A 25207-nucleotide genomic window follows, 5' to 3' on the forward strand; every position below is an offset into this window, starting at 1 on the left:
CCCGCGCGGGGTGCACAAGCCGCCCGCACTTGCATGGCGTGCCATTCATTTGCACCGAGTCGCCACTTGACGGGCCCGAGCTTGGCGGGCGTTTTGGGACGTAAAGCAGGCACAGCCGACGGCTTTGCACGCTACTCTGACGCCCTCAAGCAATCAGGTCTGGTCTGGGACAAACGGAACCTCGATGCGTGGCTTGAGAATCCGGCGGCCCTGGTGCCGGGTAACGCGATGACCTTTCCCGGCATTGCCGATGCACGCACGCGGGCCGATCTGGTCGCCTACATTGAGGCAGTTTCCACGGGGCGTGTGAAGGTGCCCGATCGTGGCCTGCCGAATTTGAAGGAGTCCGATGCGGCGTCGCGGGTCACCTCAATCCGCTTCTGTGGCGATACCTATCGCCTCACCACCGCCGACCGGAAGGCCCACGTCTTTTGGGAGTTCAACCTGCGCTTCAAAACCGATGGCAGTGCTGCCGGCCCGGCTGCCGGTCAACCTGTGCTGATCGGCACAGGCATGCAGGGCGACCGCGCCGCCGTGGTTTTTGCGCGCCCCGAGGAAATCTCTGCCTTCATTCAGAGGCGGTGTCCATAAAGACTGGCCACCCTGCCAACAGCATCTAGAACCCGGTGGCGATACTGCTGCATAAGCTGCGGGCGGGGTCAGGCAGATCTCAATGCTTCCCGTCGTCGCCGAAGGCTTTCGCGAGACTGTCGAGAAAAAGGCTTGCAGACTGGAAGCCGATCACTCGCACCGGGCTCTCACGTCCATCGGCACCGTACAAGATGATGCCGGGTGGACCGAATAGGCCGAAGCGTTTGAGCAGGGTGCGATCGTCGGCAGAATTGCGTGTCACGTCGGCCTGCAGCAGCACAACATCCGCCAGCCGTGCCTGGACTCTCGGATCGCTAAAGGTCAAGCGTTCCATCTCCTTGCAGCTGACACACCAATCGGCATAGAAATCTAGTAGCACCGGCTTGCCGGCCGCGGCGGCCTGCACCAGGCGCGCGTCGAGTTCGGCCACAGAACGGATGCGCTCGAAGCGCACCAGCGCCGGGCCAGCAGTGGAGGCGGGCGCCATCAGGCCAGCACGCAGATGCGACAGCGGCTGGAGCAGATCCCGTCCGCCGGACGCCAGACCGACCAGCAGGATCGCCCCTGCCAGCGCGGCCACCATGCCCATGCCCTTGCCCAACCGGGTCAAGCTGCGAGGCTCTGGACCAAGCGAACCGAAGGCGCCCAGGAAGGCGGAGGCAATCAGCAGCAGCATGGCCCACGCCGCCATCAATGCCCAGGGTGGCAAAAGCGGGCTGACAGCCCAGAGCGCCTCGCCGAGCAGCAGGAAGCCCAAGAAGCGCTTCGTCACCATCAACCAGTGCCCAGCGCGCGGCACAAGATAGCCAGTAGCGACGCCGACCAGCACCAACGGCGCCCCCATGCCGATCGCCATACCGAATAGTGCACCGCCACTGCCAATCGCATCACCGGTTTGCTCGGCATCGGTCAGCGTGCCCGACAGCGGCACAGGCACGCTGCGCACGACGACCAATGCTGAAATCACGCCTGCTGCTGCGGCAACAGCAATCCGACCGCCCGACCAGCGATTTGAGGATGCCGTCATTGGGGGCAGCCGCCCTAGCTCATAGAGTCCGAACATTGACAGCGCCAGGGCCACCGCCAGCATGGTAAAAGCCCCCAGCGCCCACGGCGTCAGCAGCCCCGTCGAGAATCTCTCGCCGAGCAATCCCGCTGCCACGCCGACACCGGCATCAGCCACCGCCGTTCCGAGCACGTAGGCTAATGAGACCACCAAGGCACGACCGCGCGTCACGTGCTCGCCGACGACGATTGACGACAGGATCGGCACCATCGCCAGCACGCCTGGCGTGAGCGTCATCAGCAGACCGAGGCCGAAAAAGACCGTAGCAATCCTCCCAAGCTGGTGGCCGGCCAACACGTGCGCAACGCGGTCGCCGTCGTCATTCCTTGGCGCGGCTGATGGAACAGCCGGCCCAATTTGCCCCTCTCCCAAGCTGGGCAAAATCGGCATCGCCGGCGGCACGGGCGACGTCATTGGCCTGCTGCTCCGATGCTTATCGAATAGGCCACCGAGCAAGCCACCGCCGACCTTGTACACACTGTGCATCGGCGGATAGCAGATTCCCTTGTCGGCACAGCCTTGTGATGTCACCGTCAGCAGCCATTCGCCGTCAGCCGGCACGACCGCCACCGGCACGCGAATGGTGACGCCGCCATGATAGATCTCCATCTGCTTGCCGAGCGCTTCGTCAAATTTGACCTGCCCTGGCGGAAACTCGGGCGTACCGAGCTTGACCCCAGCCGGCTGTGCGGCGAACACAAATCGCTCACGGAAGAGGTGATAGCCGTCGGCGATGTCGAAGTGCACCTCGATGGAGCGGTCGTCGAGTTGCCGCGCCGCAAAGCGGAAGGCCTGCTCCGGTGGCAAGAGATTTTCCTCTTCCGCGGCATGGGCAACACCACCGGAGCCTGCGACGCAGAACCACAGGACAGCGAGCAGCAGCAAAACGAGCTGTGCCGGGGCGACGCCTCGTACTCGCCCGCCACCTCCAGTGCGCGTCGCTGCCACGCTCCACCCCATACATCACTCCCTGACCTCAATGACCGACCACACCGTGCTGATCGCGCTATAGCCTCTCGGCGGATGCCCTCACGCCTCGCGGGTCACACGGGCATGTGATCCCGTGCCGCCTGGCGCCCCGCCATTGACACACGATGGGATTATTCCGCCGGACCAGCCGACTCCCCAGGGGGAACGTGAAGATGCAAGAACCCCTCGACAGGAACAACCGCGACGATCCCGGCGCCCGGCACCGTCGATTTTCCGACCTCAACGATCGCGTTGGTGATAGCCTCGACCTCGGCCTCGTCCGCGAAGATTTCAACCTTGGTGTGCACGGTGGTCAGGTCACTGGAAAAGAAGTTCTTGTACTCGCCGTACCCCTTGACCTTTGTGATCGTCAGGCCAGGGGCATGGGCGGTCGCGAGCTGCCTCTCCAGCGACTCAAGCAGTTCAGTGGGAATGATGGCGATGATCCATTTGGTACGCATAACCCTCTCCTTGATCATCAAGGTGCGACCACGGCAGCCGGGGCTATAGGGCGAGAAATCATGAGCCCACGTGGGTGCTGAATAGCTGTTTCCATTGACTGCGGCCCGGTACGAACATGGGCACCCTGCGTCGATACGCCTCGTAAGCGGCCCCAAAACGGCTGACCATGTCTTGTTCTTCCTTGCGCGCCAGCCTGACATAAACAAACACAATGACTGGCAACAGCACCACGGTGATCAGCGTGGGCCAGTGCACCAGCTGCCCAAAGACAGCCAGCATGATGCCGAGGTACTGCGGGTGACGGACGAATCCGTAAGGCCCCTCCTGGGCGATGCGGCCGGCACGGCATGCTCGATAGACAGTGCTCCACCCCCAAATCAGCAGAATGAGGCCCGGGAGGATAAAGACAGTCGCTATCACCATCTCGACCATTGCGCCTGCCATGCCATAACCGAGCAGCGTTGCCCACAGATGCCCACTGTAGGCCGTCAGCGGTATGTCGATTCCGAGGAAGCCCGTCAGGAGGTAGATCGTGAGGGGGAAGCCGTACATTTCCGCGTACAGCGCGATCACAAAGGCCTGCACGAGACCCGCCCCAGTCCATTCGCGCCAGCCTTGCGGCGCCACGTACCGATACAAGATCCATGACACCACCCCAACCAAGACCGCGACCAGGTTCCAATGGCCGTAGTGCGCACTGAAACTACTCATGATGCTCATCGCACTCCTCCCGCAGACGACAGGATTGGATTTGCCCCTGTATCTCCGGACACAGCCTCACACTTGCGCTGATGATTTCGCGTACCACGCTGGCCTACAGTCCTTGTCCTGCTCGCGCTGGAACCCGCCTTCGCGATACGCGCGGCCGCACTCACGATTCACTTTTCGATCCGAAACGGCTGCTTCCGCTCAGGCGTGTCCTCTCTCATGGAACGCCGCTGATCGTCTTGACCTTGCATGCCTTTCATCATCAGCCACATCGATAGCGGGCAGACGAGGATCAACAGGTAGGGACCAATGCCCAGCACGAAGGCACGAACTGACGGGAAAACGGCATAGGCGACTGCCAAGATCGCCACCAGGGCAGCGCCCACGGCGACCATGGTTCTCGTGTTGCATTTCATAGCGGTACTCCTGTGGTACTCGGTCGTTCGCGATACGGCCGGCCACCGTCATTTCGATGAGGGCGTCTGGATCTTGTCCGCGTACTTGCGCAGGATTTCCCCCATCGCCTGCATCATTTCTCCGTGCATCTGCATCGAGAGCTTTTCGTTTCCGGGCGGCAACTGCCCCATCATCGGACAACCGCCCATCATCCCGCCGTCCATCATGTGGCCCATCATCATGGAATGCATGGGGTCTTGCGGACTTGCTTTGGCGCCTTCGGTAGCGCGACTGGGGCCGGCTGCAGCGCTCCATCCACCGGCCCCAAGCAGGGCAAGCGCAAGCGCTGTGGCCATGACTGATCTCGTTCTCATGACGATCTCCATCTTCGATTAAGTTCCGTGCTGTTCGCCACCGGTTCCGGATGCCGCAAGATCAAGCGGCTTACTCCCGGTAAGCGATTGCGTCGATATACGCGCCTCGACGACCAGGCCGAAGCGCATGCGATCATTTCGCCTCGGATGGGCCCTTCGGGCTGGCGCTGTCCGCCGACGACTTCATCATTTCAGCGCACTGCTTCTGCATCGCATCCTTGGCTGATGCGGCGCCCGGAGCTGCGGCAGAGCGTTTCGCCGCCGCGCGCGCACTGTTGATGGCATCCCAATTGGGACCTGCGAAGGCCGCGCCAGCGGCAACACCAAGCGAAACGAGAACGATGATTCTGAGAATGGAATGCATGATGGTCTTCCCCACATAAGGTTTCTTTCCGGCTCAGTCAAGGCAGAGTCCAGGGACATCCCGCCGGGGGAGCGATTGAAATCAAGGCTCGCGGCGACGGATTGCCGCGTGTGGGGAGCGATCAGATTCGCAAGCGCGCTGTTGCGAGGTAGATGGGCCCAGGTACTGCAACGGGCCGAGAGGCCTTCGGGTAAGCCGGTCCGGCGTAAGGCGTCGGAGGAAGAACGTGCACGAGCCCAATTGCGGCGGGCAGCATGCCAAGATCAGGAGCGTGGCCGTTGGCATCCGCCCAATGGCGCCCATCGTGCCGATGGTCCGCGCAGAGCGCGGGCTGCGCCTCATCCATGTGCTGGCAGTTCACGACGGAAACAACCATCGTCGAGGAGTTCGCCATGGTCCCCGCCTCGGGCGGGCAAACGTATCCCGCAATCGCAAGGCGCGAGAAAAGCACCATCGCGATCAATGAGAGCGTAAGCAGCCGAGCGAGAGGACTTTGGCGATGCATCATGAATCACTGCCAACAATTGTGTTCACTCTAGTTCTGCCAAACCTTGACCGCAAGGCGGGCAAAAACGGTGAGGGGCGATTGCGCACGGGCATGATGGTCATCCAAGAGGCAGCGCCTAAAACACCTGCGTTCTCAACCGAAGCGCATTGGAAATCACTGACACCGAACTCAGGCTCATGGCCAAGGCCGCGATCATCGGTGACAGCAGCCACCCGGTGAACGGGTACAGCACTCCGGCTGCCAGCGGTATGCCCAGCGCGTTGTAGACGAACGCAAATCCCAGGTTCTGTTTCATATTGGCAATGGTGGCCTGCGACAGTTCCCGTGCGCGCGCAAGGCCGCGCAGGTCACCCTTGACCAGCGTGACCTGGGCGCTATGCATTGCCACATCGGTTCCTGTCCCCATGGCAATGCCGACATCGGCTTTGGCCAGTGCCGGTGCGTCATTGATGCCGTCGCCAGCCATTGCCACCACGTGGCCCTCGCTCTGGAGTTTTGCGACCAGCGCCAGCTTGTCGGCCGGTTTGACCTCACCATGAAACTCGTTAATGCCAAGGGGGCCGGCCACGGCTCGCGCTGTCGCGATGCTGTCGCCGCTTGCCATCACCACGCGAATCCCGGCTGCTTTGAGCGCCGCAAGCGCTTCGGGGGTGCTGGCCTTGACCGGGTCCGAGACCGTCAGCAGCCCCGCCAATTTCCGGTCAACGGCCAGGTACATGACACTGGCGCCGTACTGCCCCAGCACGTTTGCCCGCAACGCTTGCGATTCAATATCGACTTGCTCCCGACGCATCAGGGAGGCATTGCCGAGTATCAGTTGGTGACCGTCAACCCGGCCTCGCACGCCCATGCCCGCGTCCGATGCGAAATGTTCGACCTTCGCCAAGGTCAGGCCCCGTTCACGCGCCGCCGCAACGATGGTGGCCGCCAGCGGGTGCTCGCTGCCTTGATCGAGACTCGCCGCCAGACGCAGCACCGTGGTCTCATCGAGCGAATCGACGGCCAACGCCCGCTCGAAGACCGGACGGCCTTCGGTCAGCGTGCCGGTCTTGTCGACGATCAGGGTGTCGACCTTGCGGAAATGTTCGATGGCCGCCGCGTCGCGGAACAGAATGCCCTGGGTCGCCGCCTTGCCGCTCGCCACCATGATCGACATCGGTGTAGCCAGCCCCAGCGCGCATGGACAGGCGATGATCAGCACGGCCACCGCGTTGACCAGCCCAAAGACCCAGCTCGGCTCGGGACCGAACAATCCCCAGCCGAAGAAGGCAAGCACGGCGATGGCTACCACCACCAGCACGAACACCCCGGCCACCTGGTCCGCCATCCGCTGCATTGGCGCCTTCGAGCGCTGGGCCTGGGCTACCATCTGCACGATCTGGGACAGTACCGTCTGAGCGCCAACCTTTTCCGAGCGCATGACCAGGCTGCCCGACGTATTGAGGGTGGCGCCGATCACGTGGTCGCCCGCCCGCTTGAAGACAGGCAGTGGCTCACCGGTGATCATCGATTCGTCGATGGCACTCACACCTTCAATCACAACGCCATCGGTCGGCACTTTCTCGCCCGGCCGAATTCTCAGCAAGTCACCGACATGCACGTGCGTGAGCGGGATGTCCTCCTCGCTGCCGTCCGGGTTGATGCGGCGTGCTGTCTTGGGTGCCAGACCAAGCAGCGACTTGATGGCCGCCGAGGTCTGTGAGCGCGCCCTCAGCTCGAAGATCTGGCCGAGCAGCGTCAGCGAAATGATCACGGCGGCGGCCTCGAAGTAGACCGCAATGCGGCCATGCACAACAAAGCTGCGGGGGAACAGGTCGGGCGCCACGGTGGCCGCAACGCTGTACACGAACGCGGCGCCGGTGCCCAGACCGATCAGCGTCCACATATTTGGGCTGCGGTTTCGGAACGATTGCAGGCACCGGGCATAGACGGGGAAGCCTGCCCACAGGACCACGGGCGCAGATAATGCGAACTCCACCCAGCTTTGCACCGTCGGCCCCATTGCCCAGGCATGTTCACCCAGCATCGCAAGCAATGCGGTGGCAATCGTCAACGGCAAGGTCCACCAGAAGCGCCGGCGGAACGCTGCGAGTTCAGGATTCTCGTCGGCGTCGAGGCTCGGCATCTCAGGCTCAAGCGCCATGCCGCATTTCGGGCAGCTCCCGGGATGGTCCTGACGGACCTCGGGATGCATAGGGCAGGTGTAGACGGCGCCAGGTGCTGCACTGGCTTCGTCACCGGCGGAGACATACTTGGCTGGCTCCGCCTCAAACTTCCTCTGGCATGCCGCGCTACAGAAGACGTACCGCGCCCCCGCGTAGTTTGACTGGTATGGCGTACCGAGCTTCACTGCCATGCCGCACACTGGATCTCGGTCCTCGGTGGCGGTCACAAGCGTCAGTTGCTTCGCCATGGCGTGCTGGTGGTCCCCGCCTTGTGCGCACAAATCTCCGCCGACGTGCCCGGGCGCAGGGGATGACGTATGCGGATGTGGTCGTTTGTCGTTCATTCTCGCGGTGCCTCAATGCCGCGTGGCATGTGCCACAGGCTGCCTCTCTGGGACGGCGCTGCTGATCGCGTCCAAAATCGGGCAGGCGGGGCGATCGTCGCCGTCACAGTGCTGGGCGAGATACATCAGGGTGTCGCGCACGCCGGTAAGCGCGGCAATCCGAGCGTCCAGCTCTTGAATGCGCTGCAACGCAATCGCCTTCACCGTTGCACTCGCGCGCCGCTTGTTTTCCCACAGCCCGAGCAATTCTCGAATCTGCTCCATGGAGAAGCCCAATGCCCGCGCCCGCCCAATGAAGCGCAGGGCGTGGATGTCGTTGTCTCCATACGTCCGGTAGTTGCCCGCGCTCCGGGCAGCCGACGCCACCAGGCCAATGCTTTCGTAGTAGCGGATCATTTTGGCCGAGACCCCGGATACGCTCGCGGCCTGTCCGATATTCATGGTGTGCTCCTCGATTCCTGCGTGCATCGAAGCTTCGGCATCACGTGTCCGTGGCATGTGCCACGGGAGCGACGCGTACCCAAATCTTCACGGCTTCACGGTAGACCCTGCCCACGTGGGAAGGTCAAGGACGGCGCGCTCGTTCTTTTGTCCGATCGCGGCGCGGGTATCCGGCGAAGTTACATTGCGCATGAAAAAAGGTATGCTTCCGACAAAGTTTCCACGGCAATTAACCCTTGCGTCACACGCTGCGCCGGCATTCTTTCTTCGCTGGCTTTCTCCTGCTGGTCTTCCTGTCAGTCCAACTGGCAGCGGCGGCGTACGCCTGTGCCGGCAGCCGATACCAAGTGGGCAGCAACAACATGAAGGCCGCCCTGACCGAATCGTGCGCCGACATGGCCAATGGGACCGATCAGGGCAGCAGCCAGGACAAGGACAACGGCGCGCTGTGCTTGGCCCACTGCCAGGCTGACTCCAAGAGCGCTGATCATGTCGCACCGCAACTGCCGGTGTTCTTGCCGGTGCTCACCGGCGTCATCGAACCGGCCCCCGTGGCGTTTGCCAATATCCGCACGGTGCTGCGCACACAAGTGGCAGCGCGCGCGCCGCCACCACCGCTGGCCGTTCTTTACTGCAGTTTCCAAACGTAGCCTCCAGACCGACGTCACCCGGTGCTGCCCTCTCTAGATTGGGGTAGCTGTCGTCGTTCTTGGAGGCTTTATGCTTTTTCCACGTCGCCTGACGCTGGCGTTGCTTTGCGCGCCTGCCTTCGGCATCGCGATGTCGCATGCCGCGACCTCGCAATCTGTCCCTACGCTTTCCGTTGAGGAAACCGTCGCGCTCGCCACCGCGCATGCCGGCGACGCCGAATCCTCGCGCGGGACCATCGACGCCGCGACCCAAATGGCGGTCGCCGCCGGCCAATTGCCGGACCCCGTGCTCAAGCTCGGCATCAACAACGTGCCGGTCAATGGCCCCGACCAGTTTTCGGTCAGCCGGGATTTCATGACCATGCGCTCCATCAGCGTGATGCAGGAATTCACACGCCCGGACAAACGCCGCGCCAAGGTGGCACGCTTCGAAGCGGAAGCCGACGCTGCCGAAGCGCAGCGCGCGGTCAGCATGGCCAACGTGCAGCGCAACGCCGTCAGCGCATGGCTGGACCGCTGGTATGCCGAGCAGACGGGGACCTTGCTGGGCCACCATGGACACCCACTTGAACTTGCGTTGCAGGCGGCGACCGCCGCGTATCGCAGCGGACGGGGCACGCGCGCCGACGTGCTGGCGATGGAACTGGAAATCCAGAAGCTGCAGGACCGCCTGGACGAAAACCGCGCCGCCGTGGCGGCCAGCGCCGTCGCGCTAGAGCGCTGGATCGGTCCGGCCGCCACCCGCCCGCTCTCCGAGCCGCCGCGCCTGGACGTTCCCCTGCCGGTCGAGCGGTTGGCGCGCGGTGAGTTGGATACCGTGCCTGAGGTCGCCGCCGCGCAACGCGAGGTGGGTCTGGCAGAGAGCGAGATCCGGGCCGCTGCGCAAGCAAAGAAGCCAGATATCACGGTCGAGCTGATGGTCAGCCAGCGCGGCTCCGCGTTCTCGAACATGGGCTCCGTGAACGTCAGCTTTCCGCTGCCTTGGGACCAGGGCAACCGGCAGGACCGCGAAGTCGCGGCCAGGCTGGCCCAGGCCCAGGCGGCACGTGCCAAGTCCGAAATCCTCCGGCGCGACACCCAGGCCATGGTCGGCGCCAAGCTGGCCGAGCTGCAGCGCAATCTCGAACGGCTCAAGCGCTATGACGAGAAGACCTTGCCGCTCGCCAGCACGCAGGCGGAGGCGGCCCTGACAGCCTACCGCGCCAATACCGGATCGCTGCTGGCCGTGGCCGAGGCCAATCACCGCGCCATCGATACGGAATTGGAACGGCTCGCGCTGGAAGCCAAGACGGCCAAGCTGTGGGCCGATCTGACCTTCCTGGTTCCGCTGCCCACCGCGCAGACCGAGTCCGCCATCAAGGAACGCAAATGAAAAAACTGGTCATTGCAACGGCTGTGGGGCTCGTTCTTATCGGGACCGCCATCTATGGCGCCTACCGGGTCGGCGTCACGCAGGGTGCCCGGTTGGCACCATCGTCGATGCCGGCCAGCTCGGCATCCGGCCTCAAGGCCGGCGACGTCGATCCCCAGACCGGCAAGAAGGTACTGTACTGGCACGACCCCATGGTGCCCGGGCAGCGTTTCGACAAGCCGGGCAAATCCCCCTTCATGGACATGCAGTTGGTGCCCGTCTATGCCGAGGGGGACGGAGGTAGCGGCATCGCGGTCGATAGCCGTGTTGCGCAAAACCTCGGCATCCGCACGACCGAAGTCAAAGCCGGCCGGTTGAGCGCGGTGCTGGAGGCGCCCGGCAATATCGCCATCGACGAGCGCAGCGTGCAGGTGATCCAGGCGCGCACGAATGCCTTCGTCCAGCACGTCGCGGTCAGGGCGACGCTTGACCCCGTGCGGCGGGGGCAGGCACTGGTGACGCTGTATTCGCCGGACTGGGTGGCGGCCCAGGAAGAGTATCTGGCCGTGTTGCGCCAGTCGGCACACGGTCAGGCCGATCTCGCCGGTGCGGCCAAGGCGCGCATGCTGCAGGCCGGCATGACGCCGGGTCAGGTCAGCGCGGTCGAGGCATCCGGCCGGCTGCAGCCCAGCGTGGGCATCGCAAGCCCCATCGATGGCATCGTGACTGAGGTTGCGGTGCGAGACGGGATGACCGTCTCCCCCGGCATGACGCTATTCCGCTTGGCCGACCTGAGCCAGGTCTGGGTCATTGCCGAGGTACCGGAAGGCCAAGCTCGCATCATCTCGCCTGGCCTCGCGGTCAAGGTGACACCGACCGGGGCAGTCGAGCCGCTGGTCGGCAAGGTCGACACCGTGTTGCCCGACGTCAACCCGGCGACGCGGACCATCAAGGTGCGCATCGTCCTGCCCAACAAGGGCCGGCACCTGTTGCCGGGCATGTTTGCCACGGTCCGCTTCGACAGCGGCGAGCACCAGGACGTGCTGACCATCCCGTTGGAGGCCGTCATCCGTACCGGTCAGCGCAGCATTGTCATGGTGGACGGAGGTCAGTCGGGCTTTGTGGCCACCGAGATCAAGACCGGGCGCGAGGCCGGCGGCATGGTCGAAGTCCTGGCGGGCCTCAAGGCTGGCCAGAAGGTAGTCACCTCCGGCCAGTTCCTGATCGATTCGGAGGCCAGTCTGCGCGGCACCACCGAGCGCATGGCGGCGCCGGCCGCGGCATCTGAGCCCGCGGCGGCCACCACCGAACACGAAGGCGTCGGTCGCATCGAGGCCGTCACGGGTGAAGGCCTGACAATCTCGCATGGTCCGATCCCCTCGATTCAGTGGGGTGCCATGACGATGGATTTCGCGGCGCCGTCCGCCGGGCTACCGAAGGGACTGAAGGCGGGTGACCGGGTGCGATTCCGCTTCCACCTGGATAAGGACGGCATGGCAGTCCTCTCCTCGGTCGCGCCCGCCGGCGCGGATCAGGGAGGCAAGCCATGATCGCCCGGCTGATTCTGGCGTCGATCCGCAACCGCTTCCTGATCCTGCTGGCGACGCTGATGCTGACTGCGTGGGGATTGTGGGCCGTGCGTAGCACGCCGCTCGATGCCTTGCCCGACCTGTCGGACGTGCAAGTCATCATCCGCACACCGTTCCCCGGCCAGGCGCCGCAGATCGTGGAGAACCAGGTCACCTATCCACTGACCACCACCATGCTGTCGGTGCCGGGTGCCAAGACGGTGCGCGGCTACTCGTTCTTTGGTGACTCGTTTGTCTACGTGCTGTTCGAGGATGGGACCGACCTGTATTGGGCACGCTCACGGGTGCTGGAATACCTGAACCAGGTGCAATCCCGCCTGCCGGCCGCCGCCAAGCCCGCGCTGGGCCCGGACGCGACCGGCGTGGGCTGGATTTACGAGTACGCGCTGGTGGACAAGACCGGCCAGCACGATCTCAGCCAGCTGCGCGCGCTGCAGGACTGGTTCCTGCGCTTCGAACTCAAGTCGCTGCCCAATGTGGCCGAGGTGGCGTCGCTCGGCGGGATGGTGAAGCAGTTCCAGGTCGTCCTGATGCCGGATCGATTACGCGCCTACAACCTGTCCCAAGCCAAGGTGCTGGCGGCGCTCAAGGGAGCCAACCAGGAGACTGGCGGCTCGGTGCTGGAGTTGGGCGAGGCGGAATACATGGTCCGCGCCAGCGGCTACCTGAAGACGCTCGACGACTTCCGGCAGATTCCACTGACGACGAACGACGCAGGCATCGCCGTTCGCCTGGGCGATGTCGCCACCCTCCAGCTCGGGCCGGAGATGCGGCGTGGCATTGCCGATCTCAACGGCCAGGGTGAGGTCGCTGGCGGCGTCATCGTGATGCGCTCCGGCAAGAACGCACTGGAAACCATCGAAGCGGTCAAGGCTAAGCTCGCCACGCTGCAGAAGAGCCTGCCAGCCGGTGTCGAGATCGTGCCGACCTACGACCGTTCCGCGCTGATCAACCGCGCGGTGGAGAACCTGACGCACAAGCTGATCGAGGAATTCATCGTCGTCGCATTGGTGTGTCTGGTGTTCCTGTTCCATCTGCGCTCGGCGCTAGTGGCCATCGTCTCGCTGCCGCTGGGCGTGCTGGCGGCCTTCCTGGTGATGCGCTACCAGGGCGTCAATGCCAACATCATGTCGTTAGGCGGCATCGCCATCGCCGTCGGTGCCATGGTCGACGCCGCCGTGGTCATGATCGAGAACGCGCACAAGCACCTGGAACGCTGGCATGAGGAAAATCCGAACCGCGAGCTCGAAGGCCACGAGCGCTGGAGTGTGATCGGCGAATCGGCAGCCGAGGTCGGGCCGGCGCTGTTCTTCTCACTGCTGATCATCACGCTGTCATTCATTCCGGTGTTCACGCTGGAGGCGCAGGAAGGCCGGCTGTTCTCGCCGCTGGCATTTACCAAGACCTACTCGATGGCAGCAGCGGCTGGTCTGTCGGTCACGCTCGTGCCGGTCCTGATGGGTTACATGATCCGGGGACGGATTCCCACGGAGCAGTCCAACCCGCTCAGCCGCTGGCTGATCCGCCTCTACCAGCCGATGCTGGCCAAGGTGCTCGCCTACCCCAAAGCCACCGTCGGGATCGCCGCCGTCCTGCTGATCGCAACCGCCTGGCCGGTGATGCGGATCGGAGGCGAATTCATGCCGCCGCTGGATGAAGGCGACCTGCTGTACATGCCATCGGCGCTGCCGGGGCTCTCCGCCGGCAAGGCGGCCCAGCTATTGCAGCAAACCGACCGCCTCATCAAGACCGTCCCTGAGGTCGCCAGTGTGTTCGGCAAGGCAGGCCGCGCCGACACCGCCACCGATCCGGCCCCCATCGAGATGTTCGAGACCACCATCCAGTTCAAGCCGCGCGAGCAGTGGCGGCCCGGCATGACCACCGACAAGCTGGTGGAGGAACTTGACCGCGTGGTCAAGGTACCGGGCCTGTCCAACATCTGGGTGCCGCCGATCCGCAACCGCATCGACATGCTCGCCACCGGCATCAAGAGTCCGGTCGGCATCAAGGTGGCGGGCACGGACTTGAAGGAAATCGACCGGCTGACCACTCGGATCGAGGAGGCCGTCAAGACCGTACCCGGAGTCACGTCCGCGCTGGCCGAACGCCTGTCCGGCGGGCGCTACATTGACGTCGATATCGATCGGATGGCCGCGGGGCGATACGGCCTCAATATCGAGGACGTGCAAAGCATCGTGTCATCAGCCGTGGGGGGAGACAACGTGGGTGAAGTCGTGGATGGTCTGGCCCGGTTCCCCATCAACGTCCGTTACCCACGGGACTACCGCGACTCGGTCGAGCAGTTGCGGAGCCTGCCGATCGTCACCGACCGCGGCCAGCAGATCACGCTGGCCGACGTGGCCCGTATCCAGGTGGTGCAAGGCCCGCCGATGTTGCGCAGCGAGAACGCCCGGCTGTCGGGCTGGGTGTACGTGGACATCCGTGGGCGCGATTTGCGTTCCGCAGTGAAAGACATGCAAGCGGCGGTCGCCAAAGCGGTGCCGATGCCGGCGGGCTATGCGCTGAGCTGGTCGGGCCAGTTCGAGTACCTGGAGCGCGCCAGCGCCAAACTGAAGGTCGTCGTGCCGTTCACTTTGCTGATCATCTTCGTGCTGCTGTACCTGGTGTTCGGCCGGATCGACGAGGCGCTGCTCATCATGGGCACGCTGCCGCTCGCGCTGATCGGCGGTTTCTGGCTGCTCTATCTGCTGGGCTACAACTTGTCGGTGGCCGGGGTCGTCGGCTTCATCGCACTGGCCGGCGTGGCGGCCGAGTTCGGCGTGATCATGCTGCTCTACCTCAAGCAGGCGTGGACGGAGCGGCAGGAGGCGGGCCAGAACACGATACCAGCGCTGCTGGAAGCCATCCAGGAAGGCGCCGTGCTACGGGTCCGCCCGAAGGCCATGACGGTCGCCGTCATCCTGGCCGGCCTGATCCCGATCATGTGGGCGCACGGCACCGGGTCCGAGATCATGCAGCGCATTGCCGCCCCGATGGTCGGCGGCATGGTCACTGCGCCCTTACTGTCCCTGTTCGTCGTCCCAGCCGTGTATCTGCTGATCCGTCGGCGGCAGACGAAATCATCACCACTTCCCACCCACCCCTCACATCAAGAGGAATCACCATGAAGCACATCAAGACCTTTGCGATCCTGCTTGCACTCACTGCAGCGCCAGCGGCATTTGCGGCCGAATCCATGGATGGCATGGACATGAAGCCGGCCGGCCATGCCAAGCAGTCACCCAAGCCCGTGGCTGCGGAGATCCGCAAGATCCACCTCGACACCGGCAAGGTCACGCTCAAGCACGGCGCCATCGACAACCTCGGCATGGGCGCGATGACGATGACGTTTGCCGTGAAGGACAAGGCGTCGCTGAAAAACTTCAAGGAAGGCCAATCAGTGTTGGCGGTCTTTGACATGGTCGATGGCCAGCCGACCGTGGTGGACCTGCGGAGCAAGTAAGCCGTCGGCGGCGCACGGCCCATCGGTCGTGTGCCGCCGCAAGGTATGGCTGCAATCAGCCGGACAGGGTTTTCGCCGTAATGCCATGCCGTTGCGTCAACACTGCCAGCATCAGCGATGCCGCGCCCGCGGAGATAGCCATATCAGCAAGGTTGAATGCCGGCCAGTGGAGTTGCATCCAATGCAGGTCCAGAAAGTCCACGACCTGACCACGCCAGACGCGGTCTGTGAGATTTCCCGCTGCACCGCCAAGGATCAAGCTGTACGCCAAAGCTTCCATACGAGACAACCGCTTGCGCAACGTGTGGGCCAACCACGCTGAGACAGCCAGGCCCAAGCCAATAAAAAGGTAGCGCTGCCAGCCGGCCTCATTGGCGAGGAAACTGAAGGCCGCGCCAGGATTGCGCACGTACACGAGGTTGAACGTTGACGTGATCTCAACCCGCTCACCATAGGCAAACATCCGCGTGATGGCGAACTTGGCAGCTTGATCGGCCATGAAGCAACACGCCGCAACGCCATACCAGACCGCGTTCGGTGTGCCACGGTTCCTCCATGTTGCAGCAAGCAACGGCACCAGGTGGCCAGCGACAACGACGCAGCCAGCCCCGAGGGTCCAGCCCGCAAGTACATCCGCCGGAAAATGCATCCCCGCCGCAATGCGTGACCACCCGACGAGAGCGGCGTAGCACACCAAGGCGAGATGGCCTCGACGTCCCATCAAGGGCCAGAGTGCGCCCACAACCAGTGCCGCGTAGGTCGCGTGTCCGCTGGGCAGGCTGTAGCGCAGTTCCGCTACGCCGATGACGTGCACGAGAGTGCCAAGCACTGCGGGCGGCCGCGGGAAATCCAGCCCCCACTTCAACGCGGAAGCGGCCAGCAAGGCGAGCGCAAAGGCCACGCCGAACGTGACCAGACGGTGCCGCACAGCGCATGCGCGAGTCGGATTCGATGCAGACGTGGACCACCACCACAGGCCCAGCAGCATGAGCGGCGCGGTCCAATAGCTCCCAACCAGACTAAAAAGCCACGCCCACGGGTCCAGCGCGCCCGGCGTCCCGGAATTGATGGCCTGGAACAGCGCGACATTCCAGCCGCCCCAGTCGTACAACAGGAACTTCCAATTCATTTGCGCAGCAACCTCAGCCCGTTGCCGACCACCAGCAGGCTGGCCCCCATGTCGGCAAACACCGCCATCCACATGGTGGCCTGGCCGGTAAAGGTCAGCACCAGGAACACCACCTTGATGCCGAGCGCCAGCGCAATGTTCTGCTTCAGAACTCCCGCCGTGGACCGGGATAGCCGTACAAAGGCCGGGAGCTTGCGCAGATCGTCGTCCATCAGCGCGACGTCGGCCGTTTCGATCGCCGTGTCCGTCCCGGCGGCCCCCATCGCGAAACCGATATCGGCCCGTGCCAGCGCCGGCGCGTCGTTGATGCCATCGCCGACCATGCCGATGGTTCCCTGTGCCGATAGCTGCTCGATTTCGCGCTGCTTGTCTTCCGGTAGCAGGTTGCCCCGAGCTTTGTCGATACCCACTTGCTGCGCGATCGCCTCCGCGGTGTGCGGGTTGTCACCACTGAGCATCACGGTTTTGATGCCCAGCGCGTGCAGGTCCTTGATCGCCTGGCGACTGCTGTCCTTGATGGTGTCGGCCACGCCGAACAGCGCGCGTACGCCGTCCGGGCCGATCAGCATCACGACGGTTTTGCCCTGGGTTTCGAGGGTGGCAAGGTTGGTTTCCAATGCCGGCGAGCACACCCCGAGTTCCTCAACCAGGCGATGATTGCCCAAGTGATAGAGCGCACCGTCGATATGGCCCCGGACGCCGCGCCCAGGCATGGCCGCGAAATCGGCGACCTCGCCTGGGGTGAGACCTTTGTCCTGCGCTGCGCGGGCCACCGCCTGAGAGACGGGGTGGTCGGAGCGAATCGCCAGGCTGGCGGCAAGCCTCTCGGCGGCCGAGGGGTCTGTGCCGTTCCAGGCCATGACATCGGTGAGCGCCGGCTTGCCGTGTGTGATGGTGCCGGTCTTGTCGAGCGCCAACCATTTCAGCTTGCGCCCCTCTTCGAGATAGACCCCGCCCTTGATCAGGATGCCGCGTCGCGCGGCGGCGGCCAGGCCGCTCACGATGCTCACCGGCGTCGAAATCACGAGGGCGCAGGGACACGCGATCACCAGCAGTACGAGGGCCTTGTAGATCCAATCCAGCCAGGCGGCACCGAACAGGAGCGGCGGCAAGATGGCCACCGCCAGCGCGACGGCGAAGACGATGGGGGTGTACAGCCGGGCGAACTGATCAACGAAACGCTGCGTGGGTGCGCGACTGCCTTGAGCAGCCTCCACTGCGTGGATGATGCGTGCCAGCGTAGAGTCGCTTGCCGCCGCGGTGACGCGGTACTCGAACGATCCGGACTCGTTGATGGTGCCGGCGAACACCGGGTCGCCTTCCGCCTTCTCGACCGGCAGGCTCTCGCCCGTAATCGGTGCCTGGTTCACGGAGGAGCGCCCCTGCAGCACCTCGCCATCGAGCGCGATGCGCTCGCCCGGCTTGACCCGCACCCGGCTGCCGACGGCAACGGTCTTGGCATCGACGTCGCCCCAGCTCCCATCGCTGCGCTGAACCATGGCGGTCTCGGGCGCGAGATCCATCAAACCACGGATCGCGTCACGCGCACGATCCAGCGACCGGGCTTCGACGACTTCGGCCAGCGCGAACAAGACCATCACCATCGCTGCTTCCGGCCAGTGGCCGATCACCATCGCGCCCGTCACCGCAATCGACATGAGGGCACTCATGTTCAGGTTGCGGTTCTTGAGCGCGATCCAGCCTTTCTTGTAGGTGGTGAGCCCGCCGGTCAGGATCGCGGCTAATGCCAGGACCACCACCACCCAGTGATTGCCACCGTTGAGCCAATAGACGACCTCCGCCAGTACGGCGTTCGCCCCGGAAATGGCAAGCGGCCACCATTTGGTGGGCGCGGCATCCGGCACAGAAGCGGGTGCGGCAGCGGAGGTGTCGCGGACCTCGGCATCGAAGCCAAGCGATTGGATGGCGGCCAATACTTGGGGCAACGTGTGCGCAGCGTGACGGACCGCCAGCGTGCGCTGAACGAGGTTGAAATCAAGACCGGCCACACCCGGCACGCCCGCCAGCTTGCCCCGAATCAGTGCTTCCTCAGTGGGACAGTCCATCTGCCGGATGGTCAGGACCGTGCTTTGCGCGGAACGCGTCTCTTCCGCGCGCACGGCTTGCATGCCAATGGCCGACAACGCCTGTTCGATTGAGGCCGGGGACGGCAGCCGGTGATTGACGGTCAGCGAACGCTGTACCAGATTGAACTCAAGCTTCACCACCCCAGGCAACGTCGCCAGCTTGTTGCGAATGAGCGCTTCCTCGGTTGGGCAATCCATGTTGTCGATCCGGTAGCGCGAGCGCTTCAAATCGACGCCAGTTGCATCGGGGGCCGGAGGCGCCACGTTGACAGCAGCGCAATCGCATCCCTTCGGGCCGCATTCGCTCACGGCAACTCCTTGTCGCTTGAATTGGATTGGGCTTAAGTACACACTCTATAGTTACTATAGAGTCAAGAGACTCCTGCCCAACATCATGACGATTCAGATCGGTGAACTGGCCAAGCGCACGGCGTGCCCGGTTCAAACCATCCGCTACTACGAGCGCGAAGGCCTGCTGCCGCCGCCTGAGCGCAGCTCAGGAAATTTCCGGCTGTATGGCGAGCGGCACATTGAACGGCTGCAGTTCATCCTCCACTGCCGGTCGCTGGACATGCCGCTGAGCGACGTGCGGGCTCTGCTGCGCTACCGCGAGCAACCGCGCGAGGATTGCGGTGCGGTGAACACCCTCCTGGACAAGCATATCCATGAGGTCGAGCGGCGCATCGAGGCGCTTGCGGCCTTGAAGCGCCATCTGTACGCGTTGCGCGAAAGCTGCTCCGATGGCCGGGCCGCTGAAGCGTGCGGGATCCTGCAAGGGTTGTCCGACGCGAGTTACGGGTGCGACGCTGACGTCACCCGTCAAGGCTGATACGCAGCCCACAGGTCATCGTCCCGATTCTTCGCGCCGATCATCTCTCAGGAACCGCCTGCACGGCTGCAGGGAGGACGTGGATGGCTTTTGCTGCGAAACATGAATTACAATCATTCTCATTTAAGGCAATCTCTCCCGCTTCGCCGGAAGGTTTTTCATGCAGCTGCAGCGCGTCGTTTCTCTCCTCCTGTTCTACCTTCTGGCATCGGTCTCAAGCGCGTACGCCGACACGCTGTCGACGCAAGACAAGACCAAGCAGGTCTGGCAGTTGCTTGATTATCTGGCGGTCGATTACGGCCGCTCCGTCAAGGACGGGCAGGTCGCCAATGCCGACGAGTACGCCGAAATGCAGGAATTTGCGCATGCGGCGGAGCGCCAGATTGCAGAGTTGCCGGCGGGGCCCGGCACGCAAGCACTGCTCAAGGATGCCGGGGCATTGCGCTCGCAAATCGCCGACAAAGCCGCGCCAGCCGCAGTCGGTGAGCAGGCGCACAAGCTCGCGGATAGCTTGCTGGCAGCCTATCCGGTGCCAATGGCGCCCAGCAAGGTGCCCGACCTCAAGCGTGGGGCCACGCTGTATCAAAATCAGTGTGCGTCCTGCCACGGTAGCTCCGGACACGCCGATGGCGTTCTGGCCGCCAAACTGAGTCCGCCGCCCATTGCCCTGGCCGATCATCAACGGGCTCAGGAGCGCAGCGTCTTCGCGCTCCAGCAGATCATCACGCGCGGTGTCGAGGGCACCTCGATGCCGAGCTTCGCGCAGCTCACCGACGACGATCGCTGGGCGCTCGCCTATTTTGCGTCGACCCTGTCGTATTCCGATGCGGATCGGCAAGCCGGCGCCAAGTTGTGGGCGTCCCGCCCTGAGTTGCATGGCGCGGTGCCCACGCTCGCCAAACTCAGCCAGACGCCCGAGGCGTCGCTGGCTAAGTCGACCAGCCCGGATGCTGCGCGGCAATTGACCGCTTACCTCAGAAGCGCTCCGGACGTGCTGAGCGCGTCCACCGCTGACAGTCTCGCGATTGCCAAGGACAAGCTGAAGGAAAGCGTGGCCGCCTTCGACCAAGGTGACAAAGCGACCGCCTCGCGCCTTGCGCTTTCCGCCTACCTCGACGGCTTCGAGCCGGTTGAGCCCGCCTTGGCCGCCAAGAACCAGGCGCTGTTCCAGGACATCGAAAAGACGATGGGGCTGTACCGCAACGCCATCACAACCGGACAGGCAGGGCAAGTGCAGGAAATCGCTCAGCGTCTGCAGACCATGTTGACCGAAGCCCAGGACGCGCTGGGCGGCACTAACGATCCGCTGTCGACCTTCCTGGGCGCCTTGACGATCCTGCTGCGCGAAGGCCTTGAAGCGCTGCTCGTCGTGGTCGCCATGATGGCGTTCCTGAAGAAAGCGGAGCGCACGGACGTGCTTCCGTACGTCCATGCCGGCTGGATTGTTGCACTGGCCGCCGGTGGGCTGACGTGGGCCGTCGCCACCTATCTGGTGGACTTGAGCGGCGCCAGCCGCGAGATGACCGAAGGTTTCTCGGCGATCTTTGCGGCCGTGGTCCTGCTTGGCGTGGGGATGTGGATGCACCAGAAGAGCCTGGCCGGTCGCTGGCAGGCCTACGTGAAGCAGAAGCTGTCGTCGGCGCTGAACAAGCGCTCGGCGATCATGCTGTTCGTGCTGTCGTTCGTGACGGTGTACCGCGAGGTGTTCGAGACAGTGCTGTTCTACGCCGCACTGTGGAGCGAAGGCAACGGCATCTACCTGCTGGCCGGCTTGGGCTCGGGGATCGCCATCCTGGCAGCCATCGCCGTTGTTCTACTGCGATCCTCGGCACGCCTGCCGATCCGCCAGTTCTTTGCCTTCAGTTCGGCTCTGGTCGCTGTCCTGGCGGTAGTGCTGATCGGCAAAGGGGTCGCAGCGCTGCAGAAGGTCGGCTTCCTGCACATCACGCCGATTTCGATGCCGCGCATCGACGTGCTGGGAATTTACCCCTCTGTGCAGACCGTGCTGGCCCAGGTGGCGATTCTGTTGATCATTGCCGGCATGATCGCCTACAACGTGCGGTCTGCATCGAACAAGGCATAAGCGTCAGCCTACCGCGAACCAGGGGTCCGGCCGAAGCGCGTCGGACTCGTACAGCCTCAAGTGAGCTGCCGTCACCGGCGCATACGCCCGGCACCTGCCGTCTCGCCCGACGACAGCCTCCGCGCGCCATACCGCGCAAGGATGATCAACGCGATGGTGGCCACACAGAAGGCAGCGCCGGCATAGAAGGTGAAAGCGGCCCCGAGCTGGTCCCACAGCAGGCCAGCCAAGGCGCTGGCCACCAGCAGCGCTAGGCCGCTGGCCAGGTTGAAGAAGCCGAAAGCAGTACCGCGCAAATCCTCTGGGGCGGTGTCGGCGACCATGGTGGCGAGCAGCCCCTGCGTCATGCCCATGTGAAGGCCCCACACTGCCACACCGGCAAGCGTGGCGGCCCAATGCGCGCTTACTGCTAGCACCAGGTCGGCGAGAATCAGGACCCCAAGGCCCCACGCCAGCAGCGTGGTGTGACGTAGGCGATCGGACAGCTTGCCAAACGGATAGGCCGAGAGCGAATAGACGACGTTCATCGCGACCAACACCAGCGGCGCCAGGTATAGCGGCAGGCCGACCTGCTGGGAGCGCAGCACCAGAAACGCTTCGCTAAAGCGCGCCAGCGTGAACAGCGCTCCAATTGCGACCACTTGCCAGTATGGACGTCCAAGCCGGACAAGGTTCGCCCACTTGATCGGGTTGGTCCGCTTGGCGCCGATGTGGGTATCCGGTTCCCGCACGCCGACCAGAAGGAGCAACACCGAGAGAATGCCCGGGATGACGGCCACCCAGAAAACAGCCCTGAAATCGTTCGCCCACAAAAACATCAGGCCAATGGCGATCAGGGGGCCGAGAAAGGCGCCCACAGTATCCAAAGACTGCCGCAACCCGAAGGCTGCCCCTCGGAGATGCGGTGGCGCAATGTCTGCGACCAGCGCGTCACGGGGTGCGCCCCGAATGCCCTTGCCGATCCGGTCGGCCAGACGCGCCGCCAGCACGACTCCCACCCCTGGCGCCAGCGCGAAGAACGGCTTAGACAGCGCCCCAAGGGCATAGCCCAGCACCGCGATCCCTTTACGCTTGCCGAGGTAGTCGCTCAATGCGCCCGAAAACACCTTGACGATCAACGCAGTCGCCTCGGCGACACCCTCGATGAGGCCAACATAGAAGGCACTCGCGCCGAGTGCGGTCACCATGAAGACAGGCAGCAGGCTGTGAATGATTTCCGACGAAATGTCCATCAGCAGGCTGACAAAGCCAAGCATCCAAATCCCTGCGGGTATCTGGCTCAAGGTGGTGCGAGTGGGTGCAGTCACAGCGATTGGCTCTGTGTCGGGTGGATCGATCCTGCCATAGCGAGGCCGAGAACCGCGGTCGCTTGAGCCGCGCTGGTCGCGCCCATACCGTATGGCCGCGCCACGAGTCTATCCGCTCCCTTGAGGTCGTCGCGACACAAACGGGCATTTTCCCGCGATTACAGCAGGTTCTTTGTCATACACGTGGCGGACGCCGGACACAGCAAGCTGAATTGCGAGCTGGATTGAAGCGAGCCAGGCGCCAAGCGCCGGTCGAAGCGCTCGTACCCCAGCGCGGTGAAGTAGCCTGCTGCTGTCGTCGTCAGCAGAAAGAGGCGGCTTACGCCAATGGCAAAGGCATCGCGCTCGGCGATTCCCACGAGGGCGCGGCCAAGACCGTTCTGGCGGGCGCATTTGGCGACGGCGACCGATCGGAGCAGCGCATCCGACCCGTATAGCTCCAACCCTGCACAAGCCAAAAGCTCTCCATCCTGCACAGCCAGGTGGAAGCGGCTGACTTGCCCGACCGCAACATCCTCGCTCGGCAGCCCTTCCTCAATGAGCAGCGCGCGAATGGCTGGATAGTCCTCAGGGCGTGCAGGGCGAAAGTCAGGTGTGCTCATTGGAGAAGTCAATCCGCCGGGTGTTCGCCGGAGGACTCGATGACGTTGGGATGCCCGCGACGCGCCAGACGCGGCTCCAGCATCCGGTGCAGCATCAATCCGAGCACCGCGCCAGCGCATTCGGCCAGCACAAAACCCGGTACGCTGCTTGGGGCAATGCCGGCGAAACTGTTGCTGAACATGCGTCCGAACGCGGCCGCCGGGTTGGCGAACGACGTAGAGGCCGTAAACCAGTAGGCCGCACCGATGTAGGCCGCCACCATGGAAGAGGCACGACCGTTCGGCGCACGCAGAATCACCAGCAGCAGCCCCGCGGTCGCCACCGCCTCGGCAATCCATTGCCCCGGTCCGCTGCGCACCTTGGTCGAGAACTGCAGGATCGTCATGTCGAACATGGCGTGCGCCAGCCATGCACCCAGTACCGCCCCCACAAGCTGTGCCGCGATGTAGGGAGCGAGCGCCGAACCGGGCAGTTCTGCGCGTGCCGCCATGACCGCACGGACAGCCGGATTGAAGTGCGCGCCGCTGATCGGCCCGAACACCTCGATCAGGATGTAGAGGCCGCCGACCGTGGCAGCTGTGTTGGCCAGCAGTGCCACCGCGACGTTGCCGCCCGCCAGGCGCTCGGCCATGATGCCGGACCCGATGACAATGGCGAGCAGTAGCGCCGTGCCCAATGCTTCGGCGGCAAGCCGGCTGCGCAGATCCACCATGGCGTTCAGTCTTGCGAGATGCGTTCGAGCTGCGCTTGCAACTCGGCGTTGGAGAGCGTATCGAGTGGCAACGCCAGCAGTTGTAGCATGCGGTAGCCGATGGCTTGGCGCGTCACCTCAAACGCTTGTCGCTTACCCTCGTCGCCGCCTGGAGCGTTGGATGGGTCGGCATAGCCCCAATGCACCTTGACCGGGCTGCCCGGCCAGTAGGGACATTGCTCGGCGGCGGCGCTGTCGCACACGGTGATGACGACGCGCATCTGTGGCGCACCGTCAGCGACGAACTCGTCCCAGCTCTTGCTGCGATAACCGGCGGTGTCGATGCCGGCGTTGGTGAGGGCTTCCAATGCAAACGGGTTGAGGCGGCCGCTCGGCGCGCTACCGGCGCTGTAGGCGCGCACGTCTTTGCCGAGCTTTTGTGCCCAGTGGTTGAGCATGCCTTCACTCAGCACGCTGCGTGCGGAGTTGTGGGTGCAGAGGATAAGGACGTTTGTAGTCATGGGAAGAAATCGGGTTATTGCTGGCCGATGTCGCGCACAGCCTTCTGTAAGGCAACGGTATCGAGCTTTGGAATTGGCAACGACAGGAACAGCTCGATGCGGCGCTTCAGGGTGATGGCTGCATCGCGGATGGCCTGCTGCTTGCGCTCGTCGGAACCCTCCACCGCTGCAGGATCAACCACACCCCAATGGGCGGTCATGGGCTGGCCCGGCCATACCGGACACACCTCGCCGGCTGCCTTGTCGCAGACGGTGAAAACGAAGTCCAGTTCGGGCGCGCCGTCTTGCGAGAACTCGTCCCAGCTCTTGCTACGGAACCCGTCCGTCGGGATACCGAACTGCTGCAGGGCATGCAGCGCAAACGGGTTCACCGCACCGGCGGGGTGGCTACCTGCGGAGAAGGCCTTGAATCGGTCGCCACCGAGGTGGTTCAACAGACCCTCGGCCAGGATCGAGCGCGCGGAATTGCCGGTGCAGATGAACAGCACGTTGTAGGTCTTGTCGGCCATGGAGGGG

Annotated in this window: 23 protein-coding genes; 8 read left to right on the plus strand and 15 right to left on the minus strand. The window is 63.9% G+C overall.

The features are described from left to right. Positions 1 to 66: 66 nt before the first annotated feature. Positions 67 to 591, plus strand: coding sequence for a c-type cytochrome (locus R2676_RS16530; RefSeq protein ID WP_009241657.1), 525 nt, complete (start codon positions 67 to 69; stop codon positions 589 to 591). Positions 592 to 670: 79 nt separating this feature from the next. Here the strand turns inward: R2676_RS16530 and dsbD are convergent, their stop codons facing one another. The 8 genes from dsbD to cueR all read right to left on the minus strand — a co-directional run bounded on the left by dsbD (position 671) and on the right by cueR (position 8388). Next, positions 671 to 2617 carry a protein-disulfide reductase DsbD gene (gene dsbD, locus R2676_RS16535; protein ID WP_009241658.1) on the minus strand — a complete coding sequence of 649 codons (1947 nt, stop codon included), beginning with the start codon at positions 2615 to 2617 and terminating at the stop codon, positions 671 to 673. Between the two features lie 140 nt (positions 2618 to 2757). After that, complete coding sequence (locus R2676_RS16540; protein ID WP_009241659.1) at positions 2758 to 3087, minus strand: P-II family nitrogen regulator; 330 nt, start codon at positions 3085 to 3087, stop codon at positions 2758 to 2760. A 58-nt stretch (positions 3088 to 3145) separates the two neighbouring features. Beyond that, the gene (locus tag R2676_RS16545) at positions 3146 to 3808 is read right to left on the minus strand and encodes a methyltransferase family protein (RefSeq protein ID WP_009241660.1); all 663 of its coding nucleotides are present in this window, start codon (positions 3806 to 3808) and stop codon (positions 3146 to 3148) included. A 158-nt stretch (positions 3809 to 3966) separates the two neighbouring features. Next, positions 3967 to 4212: a DUF2933 domain-containing protein gene (locus tag R2676_RS16550; RefSeq protein ID WP_009241661.1), complete on the minus strand. Its 246-nt coding sequence runs from the start codon at positions 4210 to 4212 to the stop codon at positions 3967 to 3969. A 48-nt stretch (positions 4213 to 4260) separates the two neighbouring features. After that, positions 4261 to 4548: a hypothetical protein gene (locus tag R2676_RS16555; RefSeq protein ID WP_232295864.1), complete on the minus strand. Its 288-nt coding sequence runs from the start codon at positions 4546 to 4548 to the stop codon at positions 4261 to 4263. A 151-nt stretch (positions 4549 to 4699) separates the two neighbouring features. Beyond that, positions 4700 to 4930, minus strand: a complete 231-nt coding sequence (locus R2676_RS16560; RefSeq protein ID WP_009241663.1) for a hypothetical protein — start codon at positions 4928 to 4930, stop codon at positions 4700 to 4702. A gap of 623 nt (positions 4931 to 5553) precedes the next feature. Further along, complete coding sequence (locus R2676_RS16565) at positions 5554 to 7947, minus strand: heavy metal translocating P-type ATPase (protein ID WP_024973227.1); 2394 nt, start codon at positions 7945 to 7947, stop codon at positions 5554 to 5556. A 12-nt stretch (positions 7948 to 7959) separates the two neighbouring features. Further along, complete coding sequence (gene cueR, locus R2676_RS16570; protein WP_009241665.1) at positions 7960 to 8388, minus strand: Cu(I)-responsive transcriptional regulator; 429 nt, start codon at positions 8386 to 8388, stop codon at positions 7960 to 7962. A 236-nt stretch (positions 8389 to 8624) separates the two neighbouring features. On the opposite strand from cueR, the gene R2676_RS16575 reads away from it, so the two are divergent. From R2676_RS16575 to R2676_RS16595, 5 genes are all read left to right on the plus strand, one after another. After that, positions 8625 to 9038 (plus strand): hypothetical protein, encoded by a 414-nt coding sequence (locus R2676_RS16575; protein WP_009277706.1) that lies wholly within the window; start codon positions 8625 to 8627, stop codon positions 9036 to 9038. A gap of 70 nt (positions 9039 to 9108) precedes the next feature. Next, a complete protein-coding gene (locus R2676_RS16580) occupies positions 9109 to 10410 on the plus strand; it encodes a TolC family protein (protein ID WP_009241667.1) in 1302 nt (433 codons plus the stop codon). Then, positions 10407 to 11939, plus strand: a complete 1533-nt coding sequence (locus R2676_RS16585) for an efflux RND transporter periplasmic adaptor subunit (RefSeq protein WP_009241668.1) — start codon at positions 10407 to 10409, stop codon at positions 11937 to 11939. The genes R2676_RS16580 and R2676_RS16585 overlap by 4 nt, the downstream gene beginning before the upstream one ends. After that, a complete protein-coding gene (locus tag R2676_RS16590; RefSeq protein WP_009241669.1) occupies positions 11936 to 15106 on the plus strand; it encodes an efflux RND transporter permease subunit in 3171 nt (1056 codons plus the stop codon). Before R2676_RS16585 ends, R2676_RS16590 begins: the two co-directional genes overlap by 4 nt. After that, a complete protein-coding gene (locus tag R2676_RS16595; protein WP_009241670.1) occupies positions 15103 to 15441 on the plus strand; it encodes a copper-binding protein in 339 nt (112 codons plus the stop codon). The genes R2676_RS16590 and R2676_RS16595 overlap by 4 nt, the downstream gene beginning before the upstream one ends. A 55-nt stretch (positions 15442 to 15496) precedes the next feature. Here R2676_RS16595 and lspA read toward each other — a convergent pair whose 3' ends face one another. Both lspA and R2676_RS16605 read right to left on the minus strand, forming a co-directional pair. After that, positions 15497 to 16570: a signal peptidase II gene (gene lspA / locus R2676_RS16600; RefSeq protein WP_009241671.1), complete on the minus strand. Its 1074-nt coding sequence runs from the start codon at positions 16568 to 16570 to the stop codon at positions 15497 to 15499. Continuing rightward, positions 16567 to 18966, minus strand: coding sequence for a heavy metal translocating P-type ATPase (locus R2676_RS16605; RefSeq protein WP_009241672.1), 2400 nt, complete (start codon positions 18964 to 18966; stop codon positions 16567 to 16569). Before R2676_RS16605 ends, lspA begins: the two co-directional genes overlap by 4 nt. Positions 18967 to 19051: 85 nt before the next feature. On the opposite strand from R2676_RS16605, the gene cadR reads away from it, so the two are divergent. Both cadR and R2676_RS16615 read left to right on the plus strand, forming a co-directional pair. Continuing rightward, complete coding sequence (gene cadR / locus R2676_RS16610) at positions 19052 to 19486, plus strand: Cd(II)/Pb(II)-responsive transcriptional regulator (RefSeq protein WP_009241673.1); 435 nt, start codon at positions 19052 to 19054, stop codon at positions 19484 to 19486. Between the two features lie 160 nt (positions 19487 to 19646). Continuing rightward, positions 19647 to 21569 carry a cytochrome c/FTR1 family iron permease gene (locus tag R2676_RS16615; protein ID WP_009241674.1) on the plus strand — a complete coding sequence of 641 codons (1923 nt, stop codon included), beginning with the start codon at positions 19647 to 19649 and terminating at the stop codon, positions 21567 to 21569. Positions 21570 to 21640: 71 nt separating this feature from the next. On the opposite strand, the gene R2676_RS16620 is transcribed toward R2676_RS16615, so the two are convergent. The 5 genes from R2676_RS16620 to R2676_RS16640 form a co-directional block, all read right to left on the minus strand. Further along, entirely contained in the window at positions 21641 to 22825 is a 1185-nt protein-coding gene (locus R2676_RS16620; protein WP_009241675.1) for an MFS transporter, read from the minus strand. A 209-nt stretch (positions 22826 to 23034) separates the two neighbouring features. Next, positions 23035 to 23478, minus strand: a complete 444-nt coding sequence (gene arsN2, locus R2676_RS16625) for an arsenic resistance N-acetyltransferase ArsN2 (protein WP_009241676.1) — start codon at positions 23476 to 23478, stop codon at positions 23035 to 23037. Positions 23479 to 23486: 8 nt separating this feature from the next. After that, positions 23487 to 24191, minus strand: a complete 705-nt coding sequence (locus R2676_RS16630; protein WP_009241677.1) for an aquaporin — start codon at positions 24189 to 24191, stop codon at positions 23487 to 23489. A gap of 5 nt (positions 24192 to 24196) precedes the next feature. Next, positions 24197 to 24691, minus strand: coding sequence for an arsenate reductase ArsC (locus tag R2676_RS16635; protein WP_009241678.1), 495 nt, complete (start codon positions 24689 to 24691; stop codon positions 24197 to 24199). Positions 24692 to 24705: 14 nt separating this feature from the next. Further along, positions 24706 to 25200: an arsenate reductase ArsC gene (locus R2676_RS16640; RefSeq protein WP_009241679.1), complete on the minus strand. Its 495-nt coding sequence runs from the start codon at positions 25198 to 25200 to the stop codon at positions 24706 to 24708. Between the last annotated feature and the right edge of the window lie 7 nt (positions 25201 to 25207).

It is taken from the genome of Ralstonia flatus (assembly GCF_958439105.1).
In the GTDB taxonomy this organism is placed as follows: Bacteria; Pseudomonadota; Gammaproteobacteria; order Burkholderiales; family Burkholderiaceae; genus Ralstonia; species Ralstonia flatus.